The sequence below is a fragment of the Polaromonas sp. P3_B1 genome (assembly GCF_056402935.1).
The window spans coordinates 53,053-77,831 of sequence record NZ_JBFUGK010000008.1 but is presented as its reverse complement, the minus strand read 5'-3'; the positions used below and the strand labels follow the sequence as shown (position 1 = coordinate 77,831).

General features: G+C 65.6%; 27 protein-coding genes. 17 read left to right on the top strand and 10 right to left on the bottom strand.

The window, feature by feature from the left end:
• Positions 1-36: 36 nt before the first annotated feature.
• Positions 37-390, bottom strand: a complete 354-nt coding sequence (locus AC1DXS_RS06795) for a hypothetical protein (RefSeq protein WP_477736757.1) — start codon at positions 388-390, stop codon at positions 37-39.
• Between the two features lie 28 nt (positions 391-418).
• Entirely contained in the window at positions 419-1,576 is a 1,158-nt protein-coding gene (gene queG, locus AC1DXS_RS06790) for a tRNA epoxyqueuosine(34) reductase QueG (protein WP_477736756.1), read from the bottom strand.
• On the opposite strand from queG, the gene tsaE reads away from it, so the two are divergent.
• From tsaE to AC1DXS_RS06770, 4 genes are all read left to right on the top strand, one after another.
• Complete coding sequence (gene tsaE / locus AC1DXS_RS06785) at positions 1,517-2,035, top strand: tRNA (adenosine(37)-N6)-threonylcarbamoyltransferase complex ATPase subunit type 1 TsaE (RefSeq protein ID WP_477736755.1); 519 nt, start codon at positions 1,517-1,519, stop codon at positions 2,033-2,035. The two genes, queG and tsaE, sit on opposite strands and share 60 nt — an antisense overlap.
• Positions 2,032-3,432: an N-acetylmuramoyl-L-alanine amidase gene (locus AC1DXS_RS06780; RefSeq protein ID WP_477736754.1), complete on the top strand. Its 1,401-nt coding sequence runs from the start codon at positions 2,032-2,034 to the stop codon at positions 3,430-3,432. Before tsaE ends, AC1DXS_RS06780 begins: the two co-directional genes overlap by 4 nt.
• A gap of 198 nt (positions 3,433-3,630) precedes the next feature.
• A complete protein-coding gene (locus tag AC1DXS_RS06775) occupies positions 3,631-3,846 on the top strand; it encodes a glycine zipper 2TM domain-containing protein (protein ID WP_477736753.1) in 216 nt (71 codons plus the stop codon).
• 214 nt (positions 3,847-4,060) lie between these two features.
• Positions 4,061-4,279: a glycine zipper 2TM domain-containing protein gene (locus tag AC1DXS_RS06770; RefSeq protein WP_477736752.1), complete on the top strand. Its 219-nt coding sequence runs from the start codon at positions 4,061-4,063 to the stop codon at positions 4,277-4,279.
• Positions 4,280-4,392: 113 nt separating this feature from the next.
• Here AC1DXS_RS06770 and AC1DXS_RS06765 read toward each other — a convergent pair whose 3' ends face one another.
• From AC1DXS_RS06765 to AC1DXS_RS06750, 4 genes are all read right to left on the bottom strand, one after another.
• Complete coding sequence (locus AC1DXS_RS06765; RefSeq protein WP_477736812.1) at positions 4,393-4,866, bottom strand: aromatic-ring-hydroxylating dioxygenase subunit beta; 474 nt, start codon at positions 4,864-4,866, stop codon at positions 4,393-4,395.
• Between the two features lie 17 nt (positions 4,867-4,883).
• Positions 4,884-6,215, bottom strand: coding sequence for an SRPBCC family protein (locus AC1DXS_RS06760; protein WP_477736751.1), 1,332 nt, complete (start codon positions 6,213-6,215; stop codon positions 4,884-4,886).
• A 105-nt stretch (positions 6,216-6,320) separates the two neighbouring features.
• Positions 6,321-6,980, bottom strand: coding sequence for a VTT domain-containing protein (locus AC1DXS_RS06755; protein ID WP_477736750.1), 660 nt, complete (start codon positions 6,978-6,980; stop codon positions 6,321-6,323).
• A 42-nt stretch (positions 6,981-7,022) separates the two neighbouring features.
• On the bottom strand, positions 7,023-7,658 hold the full coding sequence (locus tag AC1DXS_RS06750; RefSeq protein ID WP_477736749.1) for a hypothetical protein: 636 nt from the start codon (positions 7,656-7,658) through the stop codon (positions 7,023-7,025).
• 107 nt (positions 7,659-7,765) lie between these two features.
• Here AC1DXS_RS06750 and mutL point away from each other — a divergent pair, with 107 nt between their 5' ends.
• From mutL to AC1DXS_RS06715, 7 genes are all read left to right on the top strand, one after another.
• Entirely contained in the window at positions 7,766-9,718 is a 1,953-nt protein-coding gene (gene mutL, locus AC1DXS_RS06745) for a DNA mismatch repair endonuclease MutL (protein WP_477736748.1), read from the top strand.
• 89 nt (positions 9,719-9,807) lie between these two features.
• Complete coding sequence (locus AC1DXS_RS06740) at positions 9,808-10,758, top strand: alpha/beta hydrolase (protein WP_477736811.1); 951 nt, start codon at positions 9,808-9,810, stop codon at positions 10,756-10,758.
• Between the two features lie 88 nt (positions 10,759-10,846).
• Complete coding sequence (locus AC1DXS_RS06735) at positions 10,847-12,178, top strand: ammonium transporter (RefSeq protein WP_477736747.1); 1,332 nt, start codon at positions 10,847-10,849, stop codon at positions 12,176-12,178.
• A gap of 26 nt (positions 12,179-12,204) precedes the next feature.
• Positions 12,205-12,567, top strand: a complete 363-nt coding sequence (locus AC1DXS_RS06730) for a hypothetical protein (protein ID WP_477736746.1) — start codon at positions 12,205-12,207, stop codon at positions 12,565-12,567.
• Between the two features lie 59 nt (positions 12,568-12,626).
• On the top strand, positions 12,627-13,871 hold the full coding sequence (locus AC1DXS_RS06725; RefSeq protein WP_477736745.1) for a multidrug effflux MFS transporter: 1,245 nt from the start codon (positions 12,627-12,629) through the stop codon (positions 13,869-13,871).
• Positions 13,872-13,927: 56 nt separating this feature from the next.
• Positions 13,928-14,821 (top strand): tRNA (adenosine(37)-N6)-dimethylallyltransferase MiaA, encoded by an 894-nt coding sequence (gene miaA, locus AC1DXS_RS06720; RefSeq protein WP_477736810.1) that lies wholly within the window; start codon positions 13,928-13,930, stop codon positions 14,819-14,821.
• Positions 14,818-15,471: an ABC transporter ATP-binding protein gene (locus AC1DXS_RS06715; protein ID WP_477736744.1), complete on the top strand. Its 654-nt coding sequence runs from the start codon at positions 14,818-14,820 to the stop codon at positions 15,469-15,471. The genes miaA and AC1DXS_RS06715 overlap by 4 nt, the downstream gene beginning before the upstream one ends.
• Positions 15,472-15,521: 50 nt before the next feature.
• Here AC1DXS_RS06715 and AC1DXS_RS06710 read toward each other — a convergent pair whose 3' ends face one another.
• Together AC1DXS_RS06710 and AC1DXS_RS06705 are read right to left on the bottom strand one after the other, a co-directional pair.
• Positions 15,522-16,058, bottom strand: coding sequence for a hypothetical protein (locus AC1DXS_RS06710; RefSeq protein ID WP_477736743.1), 537 nt, complete (start codon positions 16,056-16,058; stop codon positions 15,522-15,524).
• A gap of 349 nt (positions 16,059-16,407) precedes the next feature.
• A complete protein-coding gene (locus tag AC1DXS_RS06705) occupies positions 16,408-17,379 on the bottom strand; it encodes a threo-3-hydroxy-L-aspartate ammonia-lyase (protein WP_477736742.1) in 972 nt (323 codons plus the stop codon).
• Positions 17,380-17,625: 246 nt separating this feature from the next.
• Here AC1DXS_RS06705 and AC1DXS_RS06700 point away from each other — a divergent pair, with 246 nt between their 5' ends.
• From AC1DXS_RS06700 to AC1DXS_RS06690, 3 genes are all read left to right on the top strand, one after another.
• Complete coding sequence (locus AC1DXS_RS06700) at positions 17,626-20,163, top strand: FtsX-like permease family protein (protein ID WP_477736741.1); 2,538 nt, start codon at positions 17,626-17,628, stop codon at positions 20,161-20,163.
• A 200-nt stretch (positions 20,164-20,363) separates the two neighbouring features.
• Positions 20,364-20,822: a hypothetical protein gene (locus AC1DXS_RS06695; RefSeq protein ID WP_477736740.1), complete on the top strand. Its 459-nt coding sequence runs from the start codon at positions 20,364-20,366 to the stop codon at positions 20,820-20,822.
• Between the two features lie 272 nt (positions 20,823-21,094).
• The gene (locus AC1DXS_RS06690; RefSeq protein WP_477736739.1) at positions 21,095-21,343 is read left to right on the top strand and encodes a hypothetical protein; all 249 of its coding nucleotides are present in this window, start codon (positions 21,095-21,097) and stop codon (positions 21,341-21,343) included.
• A gap of 11 nt (positions 21,344-21,354) precedes the next feature.
• Here AC1DXS_RS06690 and AC1DXS_RS06685 read toward each other — a convergent pair whose 3' ends face one another.
• Positions 21,355-22,266 carry a LysR family transcriptional regulator gene (locus AC1DXS_RS06685; protein WP_477736738.1) on the bottom strand — a complete coding sequence of 304 codons (912 nt, stop codon included), beginning with the start codon at positions 22,264-22,266 and terminating at the stop codon, positions 21,355-21,357.
• Between the two features lie 78 nt (positions 22,267-22,344).
• Here AC1DXS_RS06685 and AC1DXS_RS06680 point away from each other — a divergent pair, with 78 nt between their 5' ends.
• Positions 22,345-22,770, top strand: coding sequence for a DoxX family protein (locus AC1DXS_RS06680; RefSeq protein WP_477736737.1), 426 nt, complete (start codon positions 22,345-22,347; stop codon positions 22,768-22,770).
• Positions 22,771-22,791: 21 nt separating this feature from the next.
• Entirely contained in the window at positions 22,792-23,466 is a 675-nt protein-coding gene (locus AC1DXS_RS06675) for a glutathione S-transferase family protein (protein ID WP_477736736.1), read from the top strand.
• Here AC1DXS_RS06675 and AC1DXS_RS06670 read toward each other — a convergent pair.
• Positions 23,463-24,356 (bottom strand): LysR family transcriptional regulator, encoded by an 894-nt coding sequence (locus tag AC1DXS_RS06670; RefSeq protein WP_477736735.1) that lies wholly within the window; start codon positions 24,354-24,356, stop codon positions 23,463-23,465. The genes AC1DXS_RS06675 and AC1DXS_RS06670 overlap by 4 nt on opposite strands.
• 140 nt (positions 24,357-24,496) lie before the next feature.
• Between AC1DXS_RS06670 and AC1DXS_RS06665 the strand changes: the two genes are divergently transcribed.
• Positions 24,497-24,754 carry a DUF1127 domain-containing protein gene (locus AC1DXS_RS06665; protein WP_477736734.1) on the top strand — a complete coding sequence of 86 codons (258 nt, stop codon included), beginning with the start codon at positions 24,497-24,499 and terminating at the stop codon, positions 24,752-24,754.
• The last annotated feature ends 25 nt before the right edge of the window (positions 24,755-24,779 follow it).

Below are 24,779 nucleotides of genomic sequence, written 5' to 3'. Positions count from 1 at the left end.
CTTGCGGCGCGCCGCCGCCGCTACAGATCACGGCATTCAGGCGGCGTTCTTCTTCTCGATAAATTCGCCCATCCGGCTCATCAGCCTCCACCACTCCGAGCCATCCTCGCGATAGATCCGTACCGCCCCCGCGCGCACCAGGATCTTGCGCAGCTCGTCCTCGTCAAAACCGCCCAGATGCATTTGCAGGGTTTCAAACGAGCGATCGGTATAGCCCTTGTGGCTCAGGAAGTGGCGCGCCGTTTCTTCGGCCATGAATTCGGTTTTGTGCTGCTCGCGTGACAGCGCAAGCTGGTGCTTGTGCAGCTGGCGGTTCAGGAAAAAAGTGATGCCTCCGCCGACGACCGCGCCAAACAGCGAAGCCAGCGCGCCCGAGATCGTGGGGTCCATAAGGGTGTCCTTTCATGCACGGGGGATATTACCGAATGTCGTTGGTGAACGGCGTTGGTGATTGGGCCAGCGCCCATTCGACGTGTTCCAAAACCAGACCGCCGCAATCCGCGGCGCGCGCGCGCAGGGCTTCGCGCACTGGCATTGCGGCGGCCGCATCAAGCACGCGCAAGGCATTGCCCATGGCCACCGCGATGTTGCGCAGCCACCGTTCGTGGCCTATGCGCCGTATCGGGCTGCCTTCGGTAAAGCGCAAAAACGCCTCTTCGCTCCAGCCGAACAGCGTCACCAGCTGCTGCCCCGTCAAGCCTGCGCGTTCGTCGAAATCGGGCAAGGCGCTGCGCTGGGCGAACTTGTTCCAGGGGCAAATGAGCTGGCAGTCGTCGCAGCCGTAGATGCGGTTGCCGATCAGGGGGCGCAGTTCCATCGGAATGGGGCCGGCGTGTTCTATGGTCAGGTAGGAGATGCAGCGCCGGGCGTCGAGCTTGTGCGGCGCGATGATGGCCCGCGTCGGGCAGATATCGATGCAGGCCTGGCAACTGCCGCAATGCGCCGCCACCGGCCCGCTGGGCGGCAGCGCGATGTCGACGTAAATTTCGCCCAGGAAGAACATGGAGCCGGCTTCGCGGTTCAGCAGCAGCGTGTGTTTGCCGCGCCAGCCCTGCCCGCTGCGGGCGGCAAGTTCGGCCTCCATCACCGGCGCCGAATCGGTAAAGGCGCGGTGGCCCAGTTTTTGGACGTGCGCCGAAATGCGTTCGCCGAGCTTTTGCAAGCGGCCGCGCATGATCTTGTGGTAGTCGCGGCCGCGCGCATAGACCGACACAATGCCCTCGGCGGGCCGCTCCAGGCGGCTGAATTCCAGGGCCTGCCACTCGCCCGGCGCCGCGGAGGTAGCCGCCGGCAGGTAGTTCATGCGCGCCGTGATGACGCTCACGGTGCCGGGAATCAGCTCAGCCGGCCGGGCGCGCTTGAGTCCGTGCGCGGCCATGTAATGCATGTCACCATGAAAGCCCGCCGCCAGCCAGGCCGATAATCCGGGTTCAGCCGAGGACAGATCGACGCCGGCGATGCCGATTTGCGAAAATCCAAGCTCGCGCGCCCAAGCCTGAATTTGAGAAACGAACTGATGACTGTTCAAAGCGTTGCTGGCGGACACCCGCCGATTGTAAAAAACATTACCTGGCATGACGAAGAGGCCACGGCGGACTTTGCGCGTTCCCTGGCGAGCCATCCCGCCATAGGCCGCGCGCTGATCGAGTTGCAGGGTGACCTGGGCGCCGGCAAAACCACCTTTGTGCGCCACCTGCTCAAAAGCCTGGGCGTCCAGGGCCGGATCAAGAGCCCGACCTACGCGGTGGTCGAACCCTACACGCTGGCCACGGCCGGCCCGGATGCAGGCCAAAATGGCGGCATGAACATCTGGCACTTCGATTTCTACCGCTTCAATGATCCGCGCGAATGGGAAGAAGCCGGCTTCCGCGACATCTTCGCCGCGCCCGGGCTCAAGCTTGTTGAGTGGCCCGAAAAGGCCGGGCCCCACCTGCCGCAACCCGACCTGCTGCTGCGCCTGGAAGTTCTGCCGGACGACACACGCGCGGTTACCCTGGCGGCCCACACGCCTACCGGCGCGGAATTGCTCGCATGAAGCGCCCCGGGCTGAACCGCCGCAACGCCCTGCAACTGGGCAGCGTGGTGTTGTTGCTGGGCATGCAGCACATCGCGCGCGGGGCCACCATCGTAGCCGTGCGCGTCTGGCCGTCCAAGGATTACACGCGGCTGACCATCGAGTCGGACGGCGAGATCAAGGCGCGGCAGTTTTTTGTCGCCGAACCGCCCCGGCTGGCCGTTGACATCGAAGGCATAGACCTCATTCCGGCGCTGCGCGAGCTGGTGGCCAAAGTCAAGTCCGACGACCCGAACATCTCGGGCATACGCGTGGGACAAAACGCTCCCGGCGTGGTGCGGCTGGTGATAGACCTCAAGCAGCCGATACAGCCGCAGGTGTTCACGTTGCCGCCGGTGGCCGCCTACCAGTACCGGCTGGTGTTCGACCTCTATCCGACGCAGGTGGCCGACCCGCTGGAAGCCCTGATTGCAGAGAAGCTCGCCGACCGGCAAGCCGGCTCCGCAGCCGCACCTGCGCCAGCCAATGACCCCATCGCCGACCTGATCGCGCGGCAGTCGGGCAAGCAGCCCGACGGCAAACCGCAGCCACCCGTCGTCGCGGAAAAGGACAAGGACAAAACCCCCGCAACCGCAAACACGCCGGGCGGGGCAAAAACGCCACCGGATGCTCCCCCCGCGGCCGCTTCCACCGCCAAAAACAAAACCGACCGCCTGGTGATCGTGGCGCTCGACCCAGGCCACGGCGGCGAAGATCCCGGCGCCGTCGGTCCCGGCGGCACGCGCGAAAAAGACGTGGTGCTGCAAATCGCGCACCGCCTGCGCGACCGCATCAACCAGCAACCGAATATGCGCGCTTACCTCACGCGCGACGCCGACTTCTTCGTGCCCCTGCATGTGCGCGTGCAAAAGGCGCGGCGCGTGCAGGCCGATCTCTTCATCAGCATCCATGCCGACGCATTTTTCACGGCGCGGCCCCAGGGCGCCAGCGTCTTCGCGCTCAGCGAGAAAGGCGCGTCCAGCAGCGCCGCGCGCTGGATCGCGGACAAGGAAAATTCGGCCGACCTGGTGGGCGGCATCAACGTCAAGGCCAAGGATGCCCAGGTGCAAAAAGCCCTGCTGGACATGAGCACCACGGCGCAGATCAACGACAGCCTCAAGCTGGGCAGCGCCATGCTGGGCGAAATCGGCAACGTCGGCAAGCTGCACAAGCCCAAGGTCGAACAAGCCGGCTTCGCCGTGCTCAAAGCGCCCGACATTCCCAGCGTGCTGGTAGAGACGGCCTTCATCAGCAACCCCGACGAAGAAGCCAAGCTGCGCAGCGATCAGTACCAGGTTCAGCTGGCCGACGCCTTGATGCGCGGCATCACACGCTACTTCGCGCGCAATCCACCGCTGGCGCGCAACCGCGCGGTGTAGGCTACCCACCCCGAAAACGACCGGCAGGACTACCGCAAAAGACTGCGGCGGGCCGACAGGTCGCGAAGTACTTTTCCTACAGCCTGGAAAAAGCCGCTCACCTACAGTGATGTCACAGGCGAAGCCGGGCCTCACCCGACCATCAGGTACGTGGCGGCCCGTTGCAAGAGCCTGAAACTCTTAGCAAAGGTGAACAACATGAACACGAAACTGATGATGTCGGCAGTCGCCGCGGCAGCCCTGATAGGGGTGACCGGTTGCAGCACCAGCCCCACCAACGCGCAGATCGGCACCGGGGTCGGTGCCGTGGCCGGTGGCCTCGTCGGCAATGCCGTCTTCGGCAGCACCCTGGGCACCGTGGGCGGTGCGGCCGCGGGCGCGGTGATCGGCAACGAAGTGGGCAAGAAGCGCTGAACCGGCCGTCAAGCCTGGCTCAAGCGCGGTAAGAAACCGTAAGTAGTTCCGCGGGATGGTTAGCGCCGCCCTGCGGAACGGCTTTTGGATGAATCAACGCCCTTAAGATCATCCCGCTTCATCGAGCCCCTTGATCGAACCTTCATCACCTGCCTTCAAGCTTGGGAGGTCCAATGACTCCGAAGCCGAAGGCTTAACACCCCCAGGTAACCGAATGATCTCAAAATTTCTCACAACAGTCGCTGTGTCTGTTTTTGCCATTTCGACGATGGCCGGTTGTGCCAGCCGCCCCACCAATGCACAGATCGGCACGGCCGTCGGCGCGGTTGCCGGCGGTGTCGCGGGCAATGTGCTTCTGGGAGGGCCTATCGCCACCATTGGCGGCGCCGCAGCCGGCGCGCTGATCGGCAACGAGGTGGGCAAGAAGCGCTGAGCCGGCAGCTCTTCAAAAAAAAGCGGCCTCTCGTTACACGAGGGCCGCTTTTTTGATGTCTGTTCGGATCTGTGCGGAGGCCTCGGCCCGCCGTTATCGCCTACACACCACGCTCACACCGGATAGATCAGCGAGTTCAGAATCATCTCGCTGTCGTAGACGCAAAGGCGGCTCGTGATTTTGAGCGTGCCGTCAACACGGGTAAGCTCGTCGATATAGCGACCCACGTTGTAGACCTCGCTCACGCTGCCCGGCTTGGTGCGAAACACCGCATAGTTGGCCTCGGCCCGGATGGTATTGCCCTCATGCGAAAGGATGCGCGCGGGGCTCACGACATGGCGCGTGTAGTACGGCCCGTGGTAAATCGTCTGCGTGATGCCGTAGACCCGGTCTTTCATCATGCCGCGGCTTTCCAGCGCCATCAGCGCCAGCGGCAGGCCGCGGTCGAAGTTCTCGCGGGCCTGCACCTTGTAGCTGCCGTCTTCCACAAAAAACGCCGGCCAGTCCTCAAAGCGTTTTTCATCCAGCGCTGCCGCGTAGTCCGCGTTGAGCTGGTCCACCTGCACCTGCAGCAGCAGCCGCTGCATGCCCTGTTCACTCGCCGTCATAGTGCCATGACCTTTTTCCAGTAGGCATACATGCTGCGGATCAGGGTTTCGGTGACCATGTGCTCGGTCATCTCCGTGCCGGTGCCCCCCAGTTCGCATAGCGTGGCGCCCTCACCGGCCTGCACGAAGCCGGCATGGCTGAATTCAATCACCTCGCCGTCATCCGCGCTGACAAAGCCCGCCGGGCCGAACAGGTTGGCCTGGCGCAGGCGGCGCTGCGTCATCTCGGGTGTGTCGTCGGCGAAACCGAAATGCGTCCAGATGAAGTCGAACTCGCCCTGGCCGCGCGGCACGATGTGGCGAGTGCTCAGCGAATTGACCTGCTGCTGGATGATCAGGCTGGGGAACAGCGTGATCATGGTGACGGTGGGCGTGATGTCGCTGCCCGGGTTCGACGGATCGGGTACCGTCCACCAAGGTTCGGGCACCACGTCCAGCAGGCGGTCGTCATTCAGCGCCATATTGGCCTTGAAGGAGGTCACGCCCTCCGTCACCGCCGCGTTCTGCCCGCCTTCATTGCGGCGCGAAATCATCACCGCATGGCGGCCCTCGTCATCCATCACCATGCGGCTTTTCTGGTCGGCGCGCCACAGGCCGAAAGTGACGAACCAGGTGTGCAGCAGTCCGGGGTGGTAAGGGTCCTTGATGTTTTCCATCATCAGCTTCCAGTTGCCTGGAATGCGCTGGCGGTTGTAGCCCAGCAGGGTCAGCTTGCGCGCGCCTTCGGGGCCTTTGAAGATGCGGTCCAGCCAGGGCATCAGCTGCGGGCCCAGGTAGTCTTCGAGCGGCTCGGTGTCTTCGCTGAAGGTGGCGAACACCAGGCCGTGCAGCAGCGCCACCCGCAACTTGGTCAGGCCGTGGTCCTTCAGCTCAAAGCCTTCGGGCATGCCGCCGTTGAGGCAGTCGCCCTCCTTGACCCCGTCCTTGAAAGGCAGGCCCGCGAGGTCGCCGTTGAGCTTGTAGGTCCACTGGTGGTAGGGGCAGACAAAGCTGCGCGCATTGCCCTGCGGGTTCTGGCAGAAGCGCACGCCGCGGTGGGCGCAGCGGTTTTCCACCACGCGTATGCCGTGGTCGGTGGCGCGGTCCTTGGGCGCGATGCGGTCGCGCACCATCAGCACCTGGCGCTCGCCCACGTGACTGAGCCTGTAATCACCGACGTTGGGGATCTCGGCCTCAAGCCCCACGTAGCACCAGTGCGCGCCATAAAAAACTTTTTCCAGCTCGCGCTGGTAGAGCTGGGCGTCGGTGTAGGCCCAGAAAGGCACACGGCTGGAGCCGGGCTGTGTCCAGCGGGAGAGTTCGGTGCTTGAAAGGGGCGGCACGTTCATGGCTACTCGCTCGAAAATAAGGAAGCCGGATAAATAATACGCTTACTTATTAATTGTCATTTACCGGGGTTTACCCCACCCTCACCAGCCTGGCCTGTGCCTTGCTCAGGATGAAGCGGCGGCCGACGCGGCCTTGCGCTTGGCTTTCCAGGCGCCGAAAAGCACCAGCAGGCCGGGCACCAGAATCAAGGCCCAGATGATCTTGTCAAGATGGGTCTTGACAAAGGGAATGTTGCCGAAAAAGTAGCCCACCGTGACGATGCCGCCCACCCACAGGGCGCCGCCCACCAGGTTGAACAGCGTGAATTTGCTGCGCGTCATCTCCGACACGCCGGCCACAAAGGGCGCGAAGGTGCGCAGAAAAGGCATGAAGCGCGCGGCGATGATGGTGATGCCGCCATAACGCTCATAAAACGCGTGGGCCTGGTCAAACGCTTTTTTGTTGAACCAGCGCGAGTTTTCCCACTGGAAAACCTTGGGCCCCAGGGCCCGGCCTATGCTGTAGTTGCACTGGTCGCCCAGCACGGCCGCCATGAACAGCAACCCGACCGCGAGCGGAAAACTCATCAGGCCCACGCCGCACATCGCGCCCACCACGAAGAGCAGTGAATCGCCCGGCAGGAAGGGCATGACGACCACGCCGGTTTCCACAAAAATAATGATGAACAACAGGGCATAAACCCAGGCACCGTAGCTGGTGACAAAAGCTTCCAGGTGCTTGTCGACGTGAAGGATGAAATCGATGAGAAAGGCTGCTAGTTCCATGCCCCCGATTCTGACAGGTGCGCCGGCCCTGCCCTGTGGGCCTCAACGGCCGCCGGCGCGCGTCATCACATGCACCAGGCCCTTGCCGGGCGCATAGATATAACCGTAGCTCAGGCCGCCGCTGGTTTTCCAGCCGTACTGCAGTGCGCCGGGCACGCCCTCATAGGTGCAGGAGAGTTTTTCGATTTCGAGGGTCGTGGTTTCCTGCCGCGGGCCGCGCGGCGAAAAATAGGTGGTGTTGTAACGCCTTACCTGCCCTTGCGACCATGCGCCGACGGGGAACTTGCCTTCGTTGCTGGCGTTGCCGAAGCGCTGGTCGTAGACGCGGCCTATGGCCGTGCGGTCCGGCGTCAGGGCGAAGCGCTCATGGGCGCGCGGCACCTTGCGTTCGTAGACTTCCTGGCCTTCCCAGGAGAAAGGCCCCTTGAGCGCGGCCTCGCCTTTTCCCAGCGAACCATCGGGCAGCTCGTCGACAAAAGGATAGACCCGGTCCACCGGCGCGAACACCAGTTCGCGCGATTCGGTCATGGGATTGCCGGTCAGCAGCTCCACCGGCACAAAGCGCTCCTTGACACTTTCATCCTGCACGCACACCGGGGCGCCCGCGGCTTGTGCCATGGCCGGGCCCGCCAGCAGCAGGATTGCGAGGACCGCGAAACGGGGAATTTTGAAAGGCATGGTTTTGGGTAAGGAGAAAACAGAAACAGAATATTACAAGCCGCGCGGCCCGCAGGGCTCGCGTCCGGCTTCCGGCCGAAAAATGGGTGACACCCTAAAATCCCTGCATGAGCCTTGCCACCACCCGCCGCCCCATCCGCGAACTGCCCGATGAACTGATCAGCCAGATTGCCGCCGGCGAAGTTGTGGAGCGCCCGGCCTCGGTGGTGCGCGAACTGGTGGACAACGCGCTGGACGCGGGCGCCACCCAGGTCACGGTGCGCCTGCTGGCCGGCGGCGTGCGGCTGATCCTGGTCGAGGACGACGGCTTTGGCATTCCACGCGAGGAACTGCCGGTGGCCCTGAGGCGCCACGCGACCAGCAAGATCGCCTCGCTTCAGGATCTGGAAGCCGTGGGCACCATGGGCTTTCGCGGCGAGGCGCTGGCGGCCATCAATTCCATCGCCGACATGAGCCTGCTGTCCCGCACGGCCGACAGCGAGCATGCCTGGCAGCTGGACGGCCGCACCGGCGAGCTCAAGCCCGCCGCCCGCAGCCGGGGCACCAGCGTGGAAGTGCGCGAGCTGTTTTACGCCACCCCTGCACGCCGCAAATTCCTCAAAACCGACGCCACCGAACTGGCCCACTGCATAGAAGCCGTGCGCCGCCACGCGCTCGTGCGGCCCGATGTCGGCTTTGCCATCTGGCACGAGGGCAAGCTGGTCGAGCAATGGCGCGCCGCCAGCGGCGACAAGGCCCACGCGCAGCGCCTGGCCGATGTGCTGGGCAGCGAATTCGTCGAGCAGTCGGTCACCGTGAATTACGAAAGTTCGGCGCTGCGCCATGACGGTCGGCCCGCCGTGCGTGTCTGGGGCGTGGCCGGCATTCCCGATGCCGCCCGCTCCCGCGCCGACCAGCAGTTCGCCTACGTCAATGGCCGCTATGTGCGCGACAAGGTGCTGACCCACGCGGCGCGTAGCGCCTATGAGGACGTGCTGCACGGCCACCGCCAGCCGGTCTATGCGCTGTATGTCGAGATAGACCCGAGCCGCGTGGACGTGAACGTGCACCCGACCAAAATAGAGGTGCGCTTTCGCGACAGCCGCGAGGTGCACCAGGCCGTGCGCCATGCCACCGAAAACGCCCTGGCGATTCCGCGCTCCTCCGCGACCACCGATGCGGGCATCACCCCGGCAGCCTCAATGCCCGCGGATGCTCCCCGGGAGAATCTCGCTTTTTCTCGCCAGGGATGGGCGCAGCCCACCATGAATTTCGCCGGCCATAGCAGCAATGGGGGCCATGGCGGCAACCGGGTTTCGGACTTTGAAGCCATGTGGCCGGCGCCATCGCCCTCGGGGGAAGGCCGCACCGAGACAGGCGGTATTTTTCTGCCCGCGTCTTCGCATGCACCCGAACCTGGGCCCGCCTTCGCATCGCCCACCAATGGGGCAGCCAGCCCCGACGGCGCCGTCCCCCTGCCTCCCGGAGACTGGCCGCTGGGCCGAGCCATTGCCCAACTGCAGGGCATTTACGTGCTGGCCGAAAACACCCAGGGCCTGGTCATCGTCGACATGCATGCAGCCCATGAGCGCATTGTTTACGAGCGCCTGAAAACCCAGATGGACGGCGGCGAAGGCGCCAGCCTGGCCAGCCAGCCGCTCTTGATCCCCGCCACTTTTGCCGCCAGCCCGCAGGAAGTCGCCACGGCCGAGGCCTGCGCCCAGACCCTGGCAACGCTGGGCCTGGAGATCACGCCTTTTTCGCCCAAGACCCTGGCGGTGCGCGCCGTGCCCACCAGCCTGGCCCAAGGCGACGCGGTGGAGCTGGCGCGCAGCGTGCTGGCCGAACTGGCCCAACATGACGCCAGCACCGTGATCCAGCGCGCGCAGAACGAGCTGCTGTCGACCATGGCCTGCCACGGCGCGGTGCGCGCCAACCGCAAGCTCACGCTCGACGAGATGAACGCCCTGCTGCGCCAGATGGAGGCCACCGAGCGCTCCGACCAGTGCAACCACGGACGGCCGACCTGGCGGCAGGTGAGCATCAAGGAGCTGGACTCACTCTTCCTGCGCGGGCGCTAGCCGGCACGAGCACGCAAAGCGCCGGCTGTTACATACGGGGAAACGCCAGCCGCCAGAACTTTTCGGACAGGGCGCACTCAGTCATGACGATGAAACGCTGGCAGCTCTTCACTTCTTTTGGCATGGCGCTGGCGTTGCTGGCGGGTTGCGCCACCCTCGATGAAAAGCAACGCGCCTGGATCTTCCAGCCGAGCGACCGCACCTGGAGCGGCGGCGCGGCGGCAGCGGTGGGCATGGAGGACGTCTGGATCGACTTCACCCCCGCCGACGACCAGCCGGTTCGCCTGCACGGCCTTTGGCTGGACAACGACCGGGCCGGGGCCGCAAATACCCCGAATACCGCGAAAGCGCCCGTGCTGCTGTACCTGCACGGCGCGCGCTACAACGTCACCGGCTCGGCGCCGCGCATGCGCCGCATGCAGGAGCTCGGGTTCGCGGTGCTGGCCATCGACTACCGGGGCTTCGGCAAAAGCACGCAGGAGTTGCCCTCCGAAAAATCCGCCTATGAGGACGCCCGTGCCGCCTGGGACTGGCTGGCGAAAAAATACCCGGACAGGCCACGTTACATCTTCGGCCACTCGCTGGGCGGCCCCATCGCCATCAACCTGGCGACCGAAGTCGGCGACGAGCGCGGCACCATCGTCGAAAGCACCTTCACCTCCATTGCCGACGTGGTGAGCAGCTCTCCCCAGTGGGGCTGGATGCCGGTGTCCCTGTTGATCACCCAGCGTTTTGAGGCCGTGCGCAAGGTGGGCAAGATCGGTTCACCGCTGCTGGTGGTGCACGGCGGTGAAGACCGCCTGATACTGCCCGACCTGGGGCGCAAGCTTTACGATGCGGCCGCCGAGCCCAAGCGCTTCGTGCTGGTCGAAGGCGGTTCGCACCATAACGCCAACCTGGTCGGGCAGCCGCAATACCGGCAGGCCGTCGCGGAACTGTTCGGCGTGACCGCAGATATTCCTGCCGCCTCGCCAGAAGCGCTACAGCTGGTCAGCCACCAAGGCACAAAAGAGGTCGAAGTGCCACAAAAAAGAGACTAAATTCTCATAACTAGGTATTTTTTACTTATCAAATATCTGTAGCTAGATGTAACATTCTCTCGCATAACTAAACATCGAGAGGGAATGTATGAGCCAAACTCCGGTTACTCGCAGCTTGCCTGCCTTCAGCTTGCTGGCCCCCGTCCTGGCGCTGGTCGCATCAGCTCCCCTTCACGCCCAAACCACTGCGGCAGCGGCGGCGCCGGCGCTGACAAAGTTCAATGGTGCGGACACCGCCTGGATGCTGATCTCGACGGTGCTGGTGCTGCTCATGACCATTCCCGGCATCATGCTTTTCTACAGCGGCATGATGCGGGCCAAAAACGCGCTCTCCATCGTGGCGCATACCTTTGCCGCCACCGCGGTCATCACGCTGATATGGGCGGGCATTGGTTACTCACTCGCATTCACACCCGGCAATCCCTGGATCGGGGACATGAGCCGGGCGCTGAGTGAGGGACTGCTGGGCGCCAAGGTCGGTGCGCACGTTTCCGCAGCCACCGTGCCGGAATCGGCTTTCTTCCTGTTCCAGTTGGCCTTCGCCATCATTACCTTTGCGCTGATCATCGGCGCCACGGTGGAACGCATGCGCCTGAGCGCCACCATTTTCTTCGCGGCTTTCTGGACTCTGCTGGTCTACGCGCCGGTGGCGCACTGGATCTGGCAACCTACCGGCTGGCTCGCCAGCATGGGACACATGGATTTTGCGGGCGGCACGGTGGTGCACATCGCGGCGGGCGCCAGCGGCCTCGTGGCCGCCAAGGTGGTCGGGCCGCGCAAGGGCTTCGGCACGGAGCCCATGGTGCCGCACAACCTGCTGGTGACCATCATCGGTGCGGGACTGTTGTGGGCCGGCTGGTTCGGCTTCAATGCGGGTTCGGCTTTTGAAGCCAGCTCGCGCGCCGTGGGCGCCCTGCTGGCCACCCAGGTGGCAGCCTGCGTTGGCGCATTCATGTGGGGAATTTGCGAATATCTCCAGCGCGGCAAGTTCAGTGTGCTGGGGATGGCGACGGGCGCCATTGCCGGCCTGGTTGCCATCACGCCGGCATCCGGCTTTGTCGGTGTGATCGGCGCTTCAGCGCTGGGTGCGGCGGGCGGCATCGGCTGCTTCCTCGCTGTGACCCGCTTCAAGCGCGCCACGGGAATCGACGACTCGCTCGACGTGTTCGCACTTCACGGCGTGGGCGGTTTTATCGGAACCATCCTGACCCCGGTCTTCGCACTCAAGGAAATTGCACCGGTCACCGCCACCGTACTGACCAACCTCATAGGGGCCTGCGCGGTGGCGGCTTACGCGGGCGTGGCGACGTGGCTGATTTTGCTGGTGGTCAAACCGCTCGCGGGCCTTCGCGTGACCGCGGAAGAAGAGCGCCTGGGCCTTGACCTTGCCCAGCACGGTGAAATGATTTCAGGCGCTTGAGGCGCGGCTGTGACGATCTGTGACCCATGCAGCTCACCATGAACCCGCCTGACTCCGATCTCATGGCCCATGCGGTACGCATGGTCATCCCCATCAAGCGGGAATTCGGCCGTTCATTGGACGTCCACCAATTCCTGCACGATCTGCCCTACGCCACCGAAGTGATCCAGGAGGCGCTTAACAGCAAGGACGAGCGCTTGCGCGGCTACGCCGCCTACGCGCAAACCAAAATTTTCGGCCCGCGCGGCGGTGAGCCGGCATCGCCGCAGACGCCTCCAGCTGCCGCCGATACCTCGCCCGCGCCGGTTGCGTCCGCTGCCGGTGAAATGGAAATCAGCGAAGACCTCAGGGCCAAAGCCATCGCCAGGTACAGGTCGGGCCTGCGCTGACCCCCGCTGCGCCCGGCGCCGGCGCCGGCGTGCGGGGTTTGTCTGATAACCTCAGTTGGATGGATGTTTCCGTTTCGAAGACCGTAGCGCCCGCCATGTCGCCCGGCATGGTGGTGCTGATCCTGTCGATGCTGCTGGGCATACAGCCCGTCACGACCGATTTATACCTGCCCGCCCTGCCCGCGCTGACCGAAGGCTTCGGCGCGCCGATGTCGCAGGCCCAGCTCACGCTGAGCGCCCTGTTGCTGGCATTCGGCACCTCCCAGCTGATCTGGGGCCCGTTGTCGGACCGCTTCGGCCGCCGCCCCATCCTGCTGTGGGGCCTGTGCGCCTACACGCTGGCCTCCGTCGGCAGCGCGCTGGCCCCGTCCATGGCGCTGCTGATCACCTGGCGCATCGTGCAGGGCGCGGCCATGGGGGCGGCGGTGATGTGCGCGCGTGCCATCGTGCGAGACCTGTACCAGCCGCTTGAGGGCGCGCGCGTGATGTCCAAGGGCTTGAGCGGCCTGGGCGTGCTGGCCTGTATTTGCGCACCGCTGGGGGGCTTGCTGTCCGAACTGTACGGCTGGCGCATCGCGCTGTCGGCACTGGCCGTATTCGGCGCGGCCACGCTGGCCCTGGTCGGCCTGCGCTTTGAAGAATCCCTGGCGCGGAAAAACCCGCTGGCCCTGCGCCCCGCCACGCTGCTGCGCACCTGGCTCAGCATCCTGCGCAACCCCACCTTCCTGGCTTTCTCGGCGCTCACGGCAGCCTCCTACGGTGGGCTGTTCACTTTCCTCGCGACCTCCTCCTTCGTTTTCATCCGGGTGCTGGGCTTGAGCAAAACAGGCTACGGCCTGGTGATGTTTTCGATGTGTTTTTGCTACCTGGCCGGCACCTTCATCTGCCGGCGCCTGCTGYCGCGCTTCGGCGTGCGCCGCTCCGTCGCGATTGCCGCCTGCCTGAGCCTGACGGGCGGCACCACCATGGGCGTGCTGGCCTGGTCCGGCGTGCAAAACGTCTGGGCCATCATGCTGCCCTACTACCTCTTCATGCTGGGCCACGGGGTGCACCAGCCCTGCGGCCAGAGCGGCGCGGTCGGCCCCTTCCCGCAGGCGGCCGGGGCGGCTTCGGCGCTCAACGGTTTTTTGATGATGCTGGTGGCCTTCGGCATGGGCGCCTGGCTGGGCACCCATATGGACGGCACGGTGCGGCCGCTGACACACGGCGTCTGGTTCTGGAGCGCGTTGATTGCAACGACTGCCTGGACGGTGGTGCGCAAATACGGCGAGCCGGCACATGAGGCCGCCGCGAAAAAACCGTGAGCGCTCCCTGCATCTGCATCGCTGGCCCCACCGCGTCCGGCAAGACGGCCGCCGCGATGGCGATTGCCCGGCGCCACGATGCCGAAATCATCAGTGTCGACTCTGCCCTGGTCTACCGCGGCATGGACATCGGCACGGCCAAGCCCACGCCGGATGAACTCGCCGCCGTGCCGCACCACCTGATCGACATCCGCGACCCGCTGCAGGCCTATAGCGCCGCGGAGTTCGTCGCCGATGCCAATCGCCTGGTCGCCGACATCGAGGCGCGCGGCAAACTGCCGCTGCTGGTCGGGGGCACCATGCTTTATTTCAAGGCTTTGTTCGACGGCCTGGACGACATGCCCAAGGCGGATCCCACCGTTCGCGCCGCGCTGGCGGAGGAAGCCGCAGCGCAGGGCTGGCCCGCTTTGCATGCCGAACTCGTGCGCGTGGACCCGGCGACGGCCCAACGGCTGGCGCCCAACGATTCGCAGCGCATCTCGCGCGCGCTGGAGGTGTTCCGCGTCTCGGGCCGGCCGCTGTCTTTCTTTCATGCGCAAGGCGCGGCCAGAAAATCCAACGCCGGCGCCGGGGCAAAATCCTTCGTCCTGATTTCGCTGGAACCGCAAGACCGCGGCTGGCTGCACGAGCGCATCGCCCAGCGCTTTGACGCCATGCTGGCCGCCGGCTTCATCGATGAAGTGAAAGCCCTGCGCGCGCGCGGAGACCTGAACCGCGACCTGCCCGCCATGCGCTGTGTCGGCTACCGCCAGGCCTGGGAAGCGCTGGACGGCGACTACGCCATGGGCGAGCTCCGCGACAAGGGCATCTTCGCCACGCGCCAGCTGGCCAAGCGCCAGATCACCTGGCTGCGTTCCATGCCGCAGCGCCAGGTGGTGGCCTGCGACGGGCCCGGCGCACTGCAGCAGGTCCTGGAACTCGTCGACACGCACATAAGGGGCGAGGCATGAACACCCTGAAGGTGAGGCACCTGGCCAAGCGCTACGGCGACACGGCGGTCTTCAGCCATGTATCGCTGGACATCGCGCCCGGCGAGTTTGTCGCCATCATCGGTGAGTCGGGCGTGGGCAAGTCCACGCTGCTCAACTGCATGGCCGGGCTGGACAGCTGGGACGAAGGCTCGGTGCAGCTCAAAGGCCAGGACCTGGGCGCGCTCAGCGACGACGAGCGCGCGCTGCTGCGGCGCCGCCATGTGGGTTTTGTGTTCCAGGCCTTCCACGTGCTGCCGCACCTGGACGTCGCGCAGAACGTGGCGCTGCCGCTGCTCCTGCTCGACCAGCCCGATGCGAACCGCGTGCAGGCCATGCTCGAAGCGGTGGGGCTGGCCGGCCTGGGCGAGCGGCTGCCGCAGCAGCTCAGCGGCGGGCAGTTGCAGCGCGTGGCCATTGCGCGCGCGTTGGTGCACAGGCCCGGCCTGCTGCTGGCCGACGAGCCCACCGGCAACCTGGATCCGTCCACCGCGRCCCGCGTGATGGACGCACTGATCGCCCAGACGCGGGAGCAAGGCGCCTCACTGGTCCTGGTGACCCACTCGGAAGCCGCCGCCGCGCGCGCCGATCGCACCTTGCACCTGAGTGCGGACGGCATCAGGGCGGATTGACAGCGCCGCGGACCGCAGCCTCAAAAGCCCTCGAGGCTACTCAAGGTCACTCAAGGCCGCAACGACTCAGCGACGAATGCGGCGGCGAAAAGAAGCGACTCATGTTCCTTGGCGAAGCTGCTGTCTCGATGGGCCATCCAGGCAGTGCGCTGGAAGGCCGCATAGACATCGGCCAGGCCCTGGGTGTGCGCCTCCAGCGCGAGCCGCCTGGCCCTTTTCTCGCCGTGGGCGCCCACCCGGTAGACCTTGCTCTGCCGCTTGCCCTCCGCATCCAGCCAGAAGGCCTGCCAATAGGGCGCGGGAATGCCGCCGGGTATCTTGGGAGGAGCGAGGTAACGCGCCACGCCAACGGTTCCCGATGAGTTGCCCTTATTTTTCTGCGCGCGGCGCCACAGGCGATGGTCCGCGTCAAAGGTGGCAAGGTGCGCCTCCAGAGCGTCCCTGTAAATTTTTGCCGCGGCAAGCGACTTGCGCTTGCCCCCGTAGCACAGATCGGTAAACGCCTTGACGACCGTCTGCCCATATCGGCGAATGCTGACTCGCCAGCTTCTCTCGCGGTCGGACTCGACACGGGTGATGCGGCGCAAGGGGTTTTGGTAGTCGGTTCTGAACATGGTTTTGTAGGGCCTGGCCTGTACCCAGGCCGGCGGCCTGGAGGGGGAAGTACTTCCATGAAGCACTTTTTCAAAACCCTGAACCGTATTCGAATTCACTGTGCGCACCGACGAAGATTGTCTTGGTGCGGGTATTGTTTGTCGTATTGTTTGCTGTGTTTTTGGCGCCCCGCTGCGTTCCCACGTCTTGAAGGCTAGACGCGCGCGGCAAAGCCGCCGCAATGCGCGACCACGCCGCGGCAATGCAGGGACAGACGAATGAAAAAACAAGGGACAAGCCGGCCAAGGCATCAGCCTGGCACGCCCGGCTTAACGCACCGGCTCAGCGCGCGGCCAGCAGCTCCGCATAACGCGCAAGGTCGACGTTGCCGCCGCTCACGATGATGCCTATGCGCTCGCCCTTGGCGGGCGGCTTTTCTTCCAGCGCCTTGCAGGCGCCGGCAAATGACAGGCAACCCGTGGGCTCCACCACCATCTTCATGCGCTCGGCGAAAAAACGCATGGCGTCAACTAACTGCGCGTCGCTCACGGTGAGGATGTCGTCGACATCGCGCCGGATGATGCCGAAGGTGTATTCCCCAAGGTACTGGGTCTGCGCGCCGTCGGCGATGGTCTTGGGCGTGGCGATGCGCACGATGCGGCCGGCGCGCAGCGACTGCAGGCCGTCGTCACCGGCTTCGGGCTCAACGCCGTAGACCTTGCACTGCGGCGCCAGTGCGCGCGCCGCCAGGGCCGAGCCGCTGGTAAGCCCGCCGCCGCCCAGGCAGATGTAAAGGCGATCCAGCGCGCCGGTCTCCTCGAACAACTCCTTGGCGGCTGTTCCCTGGCCGGCGATCACGTCGGGATGGTCGTAAGGCGGGATCAGCGTCATGCCGCGCTCGGCGGCAAGCCGCTGGGTCAGGGCTTCGCGGTCTTCGGTGAAGCGGTCGTAGAGCACCACTTCGGCGCCGTAGCCGCGCGTGGCGGCCAGCTTGGCGGCGGGTGCATCCTGCGGCATCACGATGACCGCCGGCATGCCCAGCATGCGAGCGGACAGCGCCACCGCCTGGGCGTGGTTGCCCGACGAGAACGCGATGGCGCCTGCCTTGCGCTCGGCGGCGTCGAACTTCGACAGCGCATTGAACGCGCCGCGAAACTTGAAGGCACCCATGCGCTGGAAGTTCTCGCACTTGAAAAAGAACTGGGCACCCCAGCGCGCCTGGGCGGTGGCCGATTGCAGCACGGGCGTGCGGTGCGCATGGCCTTCAATGCGAGCGGCGGCGGCGCTGACGTCTTCGTAGGTGGGGAGTTGCATGGGAAAGGGCTTTCGTTGCGGGACGGGCGGTTCAGAAAAATTCACAGCTAGCTTAAACGAAGGGCGATGGATCAAGGCGCCGAGGATGCGGGCACGGCGGCATCGGTCCAAGGGGAGTCCTGGCCCAAGGGTAACCAGGCTCGCACCTTCCCGGCAGAAACAGCCGGGCCTTTTCTGTACCGATACAGATGCGGCACAGACACCCCCGCTTGACGGCGTTCGCGGCGCCGAAGGCACAATGAACCCATGCGCGCCCTGCTCTCAAGCTTCTCCTGGCGGGAACTGAAACACCACCCCTGGCGCAACGCCGCCGCCGTGGCGGCCGTGATGCTGGGCGTGGCGCTGGCGTTTTCGGTGCAACTGATCAATGCTTCGGCGCTGAGCGAGTTCTCCCAGGCGGTGCGGGCAGTCAACGGCCAGCCCGACCTGGAGCTGCGCGCCGTGCAGGGCGGCTTTGACGAGTCGCTCTACCAGCGTGTGGCGGCTGACCCGCGGGTGGCCCTGGCCAGCCCGGTGCTCGAAGTCAGCACCTACGCGGTAACGGAAAGCACCGGCAAGGCCACACGGCAGCCGCTGCGCATCATCGGCGTGGACGTGCTGGCGGTGGGCGCCATGGCGCCGGGCCTGATGCCGGTGCCCTCGCCGGGCGCCGATCGCTTCGCGCTGTTTGCGCCCGGCACGGTGTTTTTGAACCCCGCCGCGCGGCAATTGTTTGACGGCCCGGCGCTGCGCCTGCAAAGCGGCCTCGAACTGCGTGACGTGGCCGTGGCCGGCAGCGTGGGCACGGCGGGCGGCCCGCTGGCCGTGATGGACATCGCCGCCGCGCAAGACGTCTTCGGCAAGGGCGGCCAGCTCTCGCGAATCGATGTACGGCTCAAGGCCGGCGCCCATGCGCAAGACTTTATCGCTTCGCTGCGATTGCCGCCCGGCATTGCGGCTGCGGCGCCGGGCGATGCGGCCGAACGCGTGAGCAACCTCTCGCGTGCGTACCGCACCAACCTCACGGTGCTGGCCCTGGTGGCCCTGTTCACTGGCGCATTCCTGGTCTTCTCGGTGCTTTCGCTCAGCGTGGCCAAGCGCGCGCAGCAATTTGCGCTGCTGGGCGTGCTGGGTCTGACCGGTCGCGAGCGCCTGCGGCTCGTGCTGGCCGAATCGCTGCTGCTGGGCCTGGCCGGCAGCCTGCTGGGCATCGCGCTGGGCACGGCATTGGCCGCACTGGCGCTGCGGCTACTGGGCGGCGACCTGGGCGGCGGCTACTTTTCCGGTGTTGCACCCAGCCTGCAGTGGAACGGCACGGCGGCTTTCATCTACGGCGCGCTGGGCGTGCTGGCCGCTGCCGTGGGCGGCTGGTGGCCGGCGCGGGCCGCGCAAAAACTGCCGCCCGCGCAAACCCTCAAGGGACTCGGCGCGAGGGCCGGTGCCGGCAAGGGCCACTGGCTCAGCATCGCCCTGATCGCCTTGGGTGGCTTGCTGGCGCTGGTCCCGCCGCTCTTCGGCATTCCGCTGGCCGCTTATGTGTCCGTCGGGCTTTTGCTGGTAGGCGGCATCACGGCCCTGCCCTGGCTGATCGCGCTGCTTTACGACAGGCTCAGCCCCCTTGTGGCGCGCCGCCTGCTGCCTTTGCTGGCAGTAGAGCGCGCGCGCCGCGTGCGCGAAAGCGCGGCCGTGGCCGTCAGCGGCGTGGTGGCCTCGCTGAGCCTTGCGGTGGCGCTGACGGTGATGGTGGCGAGTTTTCGCGAATCGGTCACGCGCTGGCTGGACGTGGTGCTGCCGGCCGACCTCTATGTGCGCACGGCGCTGGGCAGCTCGGCCAGCGACACCGCGTATTTCTCGCCGGAATTCGTCGAGGCGCTGGGCCGCTTGCCGGGCGTCGCACGCGTGGGCGCGGCGCGCACCGTGCAACTCTCGCTGGACCCGGCCAAACCGTCGGTCACGCTCATCGCGCGCCCGCTGGACGACCCGGCGACCGCCCTGCCGCTGGTCGGCCGGCTGCTGCCGGTGCCGCCTGGGTATGTAGGTATTTACGTGAGCGAGCCCATGGTGGAGCTATATGGGGCGCGACCCGGCACTGTCTTCCAGCCGCTCACGCAATCATTCCCGGCCGCAGCGGCAACGCCCCCGTTTTATGTAGCCGGCGTCTGGCGCGACTATGCGCGCCAATTCGGCACCATCGCGATGGCCAGGCCCGACTTTGAGCGCCTGAGCGGCGACCGCCGCGCCAATGACCTGGCACTCTGGCTTGACGGCGGCGCGGGTGATGCGCAGGTGCAGCAATCGGTGCGCGCGTTGGCCGAAAAGCAATCCGGTGCGGCGGGGCTGCTGGAGCTTGCCTCGGTCAGCGAGCTGCGCGCGACCTCGCTGCGGATCTTCGACCGCAGCTTCGCCGTGACCTACTGGCTGCAGGCAGTGGCGATTGCCATCGGGCTGTTCGGCGTGGCGGCCAGCTTCAGCGCCCAAGTGCTGGCGCGCCGCAAGGAGTTCGGCCTGCTGGCCCACCTGGGCCTCACGCGCCGGCAGATCCTGGCCGTGGTGGCCGGCGAAGGCGCGGCCTGGACGCTCATAGGCGCGCTGGCCGGCCTTGCGCTGGGCCTGGCGGTGTCCACCGTGCTGGTCCATGTCGTGAACCCGCAAAGCTTTCACTGGAGCATGGACCTGATGCTGCCCTGGCTGCGCCTGGGCCTGCTGTGCGCAGCCGTGGTGGCGGCAGGCACGCTGACCGCCTGGCTGGCCGGGCGCGCCGCCGCCGGCAAGGATGCGGTGCTGGCGGTCAAGGAAGACTGGTAGCGGGGTAGGTACCGCCTGTTGCGCGCCGCAGCATGGAGAACGGCTGGGTGCACGCTCCCGTGCCGTCCTACAGCGGGCGGGGCCGGTTTCCCACGCGGCCGGACGGGCCCGCGCCGCACACTGAAGCCATGAAGACCCGGCCCCCGCCAGAGTCGCACATTCGCCCCGTTCTTTTATCCCTTGACGCATGGGAGCACGCGATGACCATCCCCACACCCGCCCCTCTGGCGCCTCACAACACACACACGGGCGTGCCTGCCCAGTTCCAGCGTCTTGCCACGCGGCTCGCTCATGGGGTGGTGGCTGTGCGAAACGAGGACGGCAGCGTCACGCTGACAATGGATCAACCACTCACTCTTCAGGCCGAGGAGCTCGAAGACCTGGTCACCGACCTGGCAGGCCTGCGTGCCGAGCTCGATCCACCCTACCCAATGGACTGCCCCCCGCTGTGCGCACTGGAGCCCTGCTACACACCCCGCCACTGGGTGGCCTGCGACCCGCTGACCGGCAAGATCCTGCTCTTCCTGCGCCACCATCTGTTCGGCTGGCTGGGCATTGTGCAGACGCCTGAGGCTTCGCTGGACATGCTCAAGTCGGTGGCCGTCGAGATGAAGAAGCTGGAGCTGTCGGAGCGCAATCCGGGCCAGGGTTTGCACTGAGCGCGCGGAGTCTTCAGTCAATCGAGATCGTTTTCAATCCGTGTTCATCCGCGCAATCTGCGGATCAACCAATCTGGCCTGCACTGAAAAACTAAAGGCTTAGTTTTTCCCCATGTTGCCCCAATCCCGGCAAGGCGCTTTCTTTTGCTTACGCAAAAATCACCCTTCTGACCCGTAATTGTCATCACGGCGCTCCTTGGCGCTTCTACCATGGAGGGCACATCCAAGAAATCAGCCAAGAAAACCGCAATCCCTTCAAAGAGGTCTTCACCATGGCATACGTCAAAGCACCGCCACATGACTACCGCATTGAAAACGTCGATCCGGTCAAGGGCAGCCTGTTGCCGCCCAGCAGTTCCAACCATGTTTTTGCGGACTATTCCCTGGCGGTCGCCGTCGCCGTCAAAAGCGTCGCCGACCCCACCCGGCAGGAAGTGCGCGTAGTCCATATCCCCAGCGGCGAAGTCGTCTTCAGGACTTCCGGCAATTCCGGTACGTCCGGCGCCAGCCAGTCATTTTGAGCAACGCTTGCTCAGGCCAGCCGCACGCTGGCCGCGAAATGGTCGTAGACCACCGCAATCCTTCGCAGGTGGCGCGACTCCGCATGCGCCAGCAACCACAGGTCTGACTCGCAGCCTTCCAGCGTCTCGCCCAGCGGCACCAGCGCCGGCTCCCCGGCCAGCATGAACAGCGGCACGATGCCAACCCCCAGCCCCGCCTTGATCGCATCCATCACCGCCACGATGCCGTCGGCATAGTGGCGCGGCGTGACCCTGGGCAGTTGCTTGCGTCGCCACAGCACCGAAGGGTGCTCGGGCAGCGCCTCGTCAGGGGCGATCCAGTCAAAGCCGGCGAACACCTCCAGCGCCGATGACTTCTTCGAAGATGACACGGCCTTGGCCTGCGCCTTCAGGCCGCACAGCGCAAAACGCACCGTACCCAGCTTGCGCCCCACCAGATGGTCGGGCGGCTTGCGCGTGGCGCGCAGGGCCAGGTCGGCATCACGCCGGCTCAGGCTGGCCAACTCGTTGCCGGTTCGCAAGTCCAGTTGCAGCAAGGGGTGCTGCGCCAGCAGCGGCTTGAGCGAAGGCAGCACCAGCCCGCGCAGCACGGCGTCGGTGGTGGTGAGCCGCACCCGGCCTGCCACGCCCTCATGCGGGCGCTGGGCGCTGGCGCGCGCGGCCTCCAGCTCGGCCTCTATGCGCTCGGCGTGCTGAACCAGGCCCAGCATGGGCTCGGTCGGCAGGTAGCCGAGGCGGGAGCGCTCAAAAAGGCGCTGGCCCAGGCTTTTCTCGATGCGCTGCACCGAGCGAAACACCGTGGAGGCATCAGCGCCCAGCCGCCGCGCCGCTTCGGCCAGCGTGGCGCCGCGCACCAGCGCCAGCAGGGTTTGCAGGTCGTAAGCCGTCAAGTCGTATTGCGTTTTTGCAATCAATGTTTTCATGATTGCTAATTTACATTGCTTTTTTGCAAACATAAAGTAGCGGCTCCTTCAACTCCCGCCCTTGACGGGCACCGCACCATGAACACTACTTCTTCTGCCGACAACCTCGCCGCCAGCCATGGCGCCACGCTGCTGCGCATCGCGCTGGGCACCATGTGGATCACCCACGCGCTGCTGAAAATTTTTGTCTTCACCCTGCCCGGCACGGCCCAGTTCTTCGTATCGGTCGGCCTGCCCGGCTTTATGGCCTATGCCGTGGTCGCGGCCGAGCTGGCCGGCGGCGCGGCGCTGCTGCTGGGCTTTTACGGCCGCCAGGCCTCGCTGCTGCTGGCGCCTGTGCTGGCGGTTGTCGTCTGGGTGCACTGGCCCAACGGCTGGCTGTTCACCAGTCCCAAGGGCGGCTGGGAATACCCGCTCTTCCTGCTGGTGGCATCGCTGGCGCAGTGGCTGCTCGGCGACGGCGCCTGGGCCGCGCGCCGCAGCAGCCTGCTGGCGCCCCGCTGATTGCCTCAAGAGGAACAAGCCATGAAACTCACCCTCATCAGCCACACGTTATGCCCCTACGTCCAGCGCGCAGCCATCGTGCTTGCCGAAAAAGGCGTGGACTTTGAACGCCGTGACGTGGACCTTGCCAACAAACCGGACTGGTTCAAGGCCGTCTCGCCACTGGGCAAGACACCGGTGCTGCTGGCAGGCGAGGACGCGGTCTTTGAATCGGCCGTGATCTGCGAATACCTGGACGACACCCTGCTGCCGCGCCTGCATCCCGCCGACGCCCTCAAGCGTGCGCAGCACCGGGCGTGGATGGAATTCGGCTCCAGTGTGCTGAACACCATAGGCGCTTTTTACAACGCGCCCGATGCCAGCGCCTTGCAGGCCCGCCGCGAAGAACTGGCGAGCAAGTTCGCGCAGCTGGAGGCCGTGCTGCCGTCGCAGGGGCCGTATTTTTCAGGCGAAGCCTTCAGCATGGTGGACGCGGTGTTCGGCCCAGTGTTTCGCTACTTCGATGTCTTTGAGGCGCTTGGTGAAACCGGCTTTTTCGATGCGGTGCCCAAGGTACGCGCCTGGCGCGCCGCGCTGGCGCAGCGGCCTTCCGTGCGGCAGGCCGTGAGCGCCGGCTATGCGGCCGCCCTTACGCAGTTTCTGCACCGGCGCGGCTCCGAGCTTTCGCGGCGTATGGAGACAACCAGCCCGGCCTAGGTCTGGCGGAAATTCGCCAGTATCTTGAGCAGGTTGCGCGTAGCGCCGTCCAGCACTTCCAGCGGGCGGTGCACCATGGCGGTGTCGCGCACCAGCGCTGGCTTGAGTGGCAGCAGTTGCACGTCGTGCCGCACATGCGACTCCTGTTCAGACTCCTCCCGCGGCAGCACGGCGGCGCCGTAACCGGCGGCGACCAGGCTCTTGATGGCCTCGGAGTAATTGAGCTCGATGCGCGCACGCGGTGTGAAGCCCGCATCGGCAAACCAGGCCATGGTCATGCGGTACATATGGGTGGGCGTCTCGTTGAAGATCAGCGGCTTGCCGGCCAGCCAGGCCGGCGTGGCGTGTTTCGGCGCCTTCCAGCGCTTGGGCACAAAGGCCATCATCGGGTCGCTGCGCCAGTGCGTGATCATCATGCCGCGCTGCGCGGGCGGCGGCGTGGCAACCAGGCCCACGTCCAGCGTGCCCTGCGCCAGCCGCTCCAGGGTGTCGGCCGACCCCAGGATGCTGACCTCCACGTCGATGTCGGGATGGGCCAGCTCCATGGCCTTGAGCACCTGCGGCAAAAAGTAAACCAACACACCGGTGGTGCTGCCCAGGCGCACGCGGCCGGCGCGGCCTTCGACGTGGCGCTTGACCGCATCGACTGCATCGTCGGCGTCACGCAGCAGGCGGCGGGCCCGCTCCACCAGCACGGCGCCCGCGGGCGTGGGCTCGACCTTGCGGCCGCCCCGCACCACCAGCGGTGTGCCCAGGCGGCTTTCGAGTTCGCTCACGTGCAGGCTCACGGTGGGCTGGGCCAGGTGCAGGCCCTGCGCCGCGGCCGAAAAAGTGCCCAGGTCGGTAATGGCCACCAGCGTACGCAGCTGGTCCAGGTTCAATTCGCGCATGGAAGATGCCTCTAACAGAACCTATCAGAAATACTGATAGTTTTGATCAGAAAACTCAACTTCCACAATACCAGAATAAATTGCACCATGGGCGCCAGGCTTCATCCACACCTTCACTCAAGCACCCAAAGGAGCACCCCATGCCTGCCGCCGCCATTCCCACCGTCACACCGGGCTTCAGCCTCGCAGGCGGCCTGCACCACCTTGCGGGCCTGCTGGCAGCGCTGCCCGGGCTGCTCGCCGGCAGCTGGGCTCGGGAGCGGGCGGCGCCTGCCCGCCTGCAGCAGGACGAACTCATGGCCATGAGCAGCCATGAACTGAGCGACCTGGGCATAGGCCGCAGCGAGATCCCGGCCCTGTTCGGCGAGCCCTCGTCCTGGAGAGTCGACCGGTATTGAGGGCCGGCCCCCGGGGGCGTTGGCG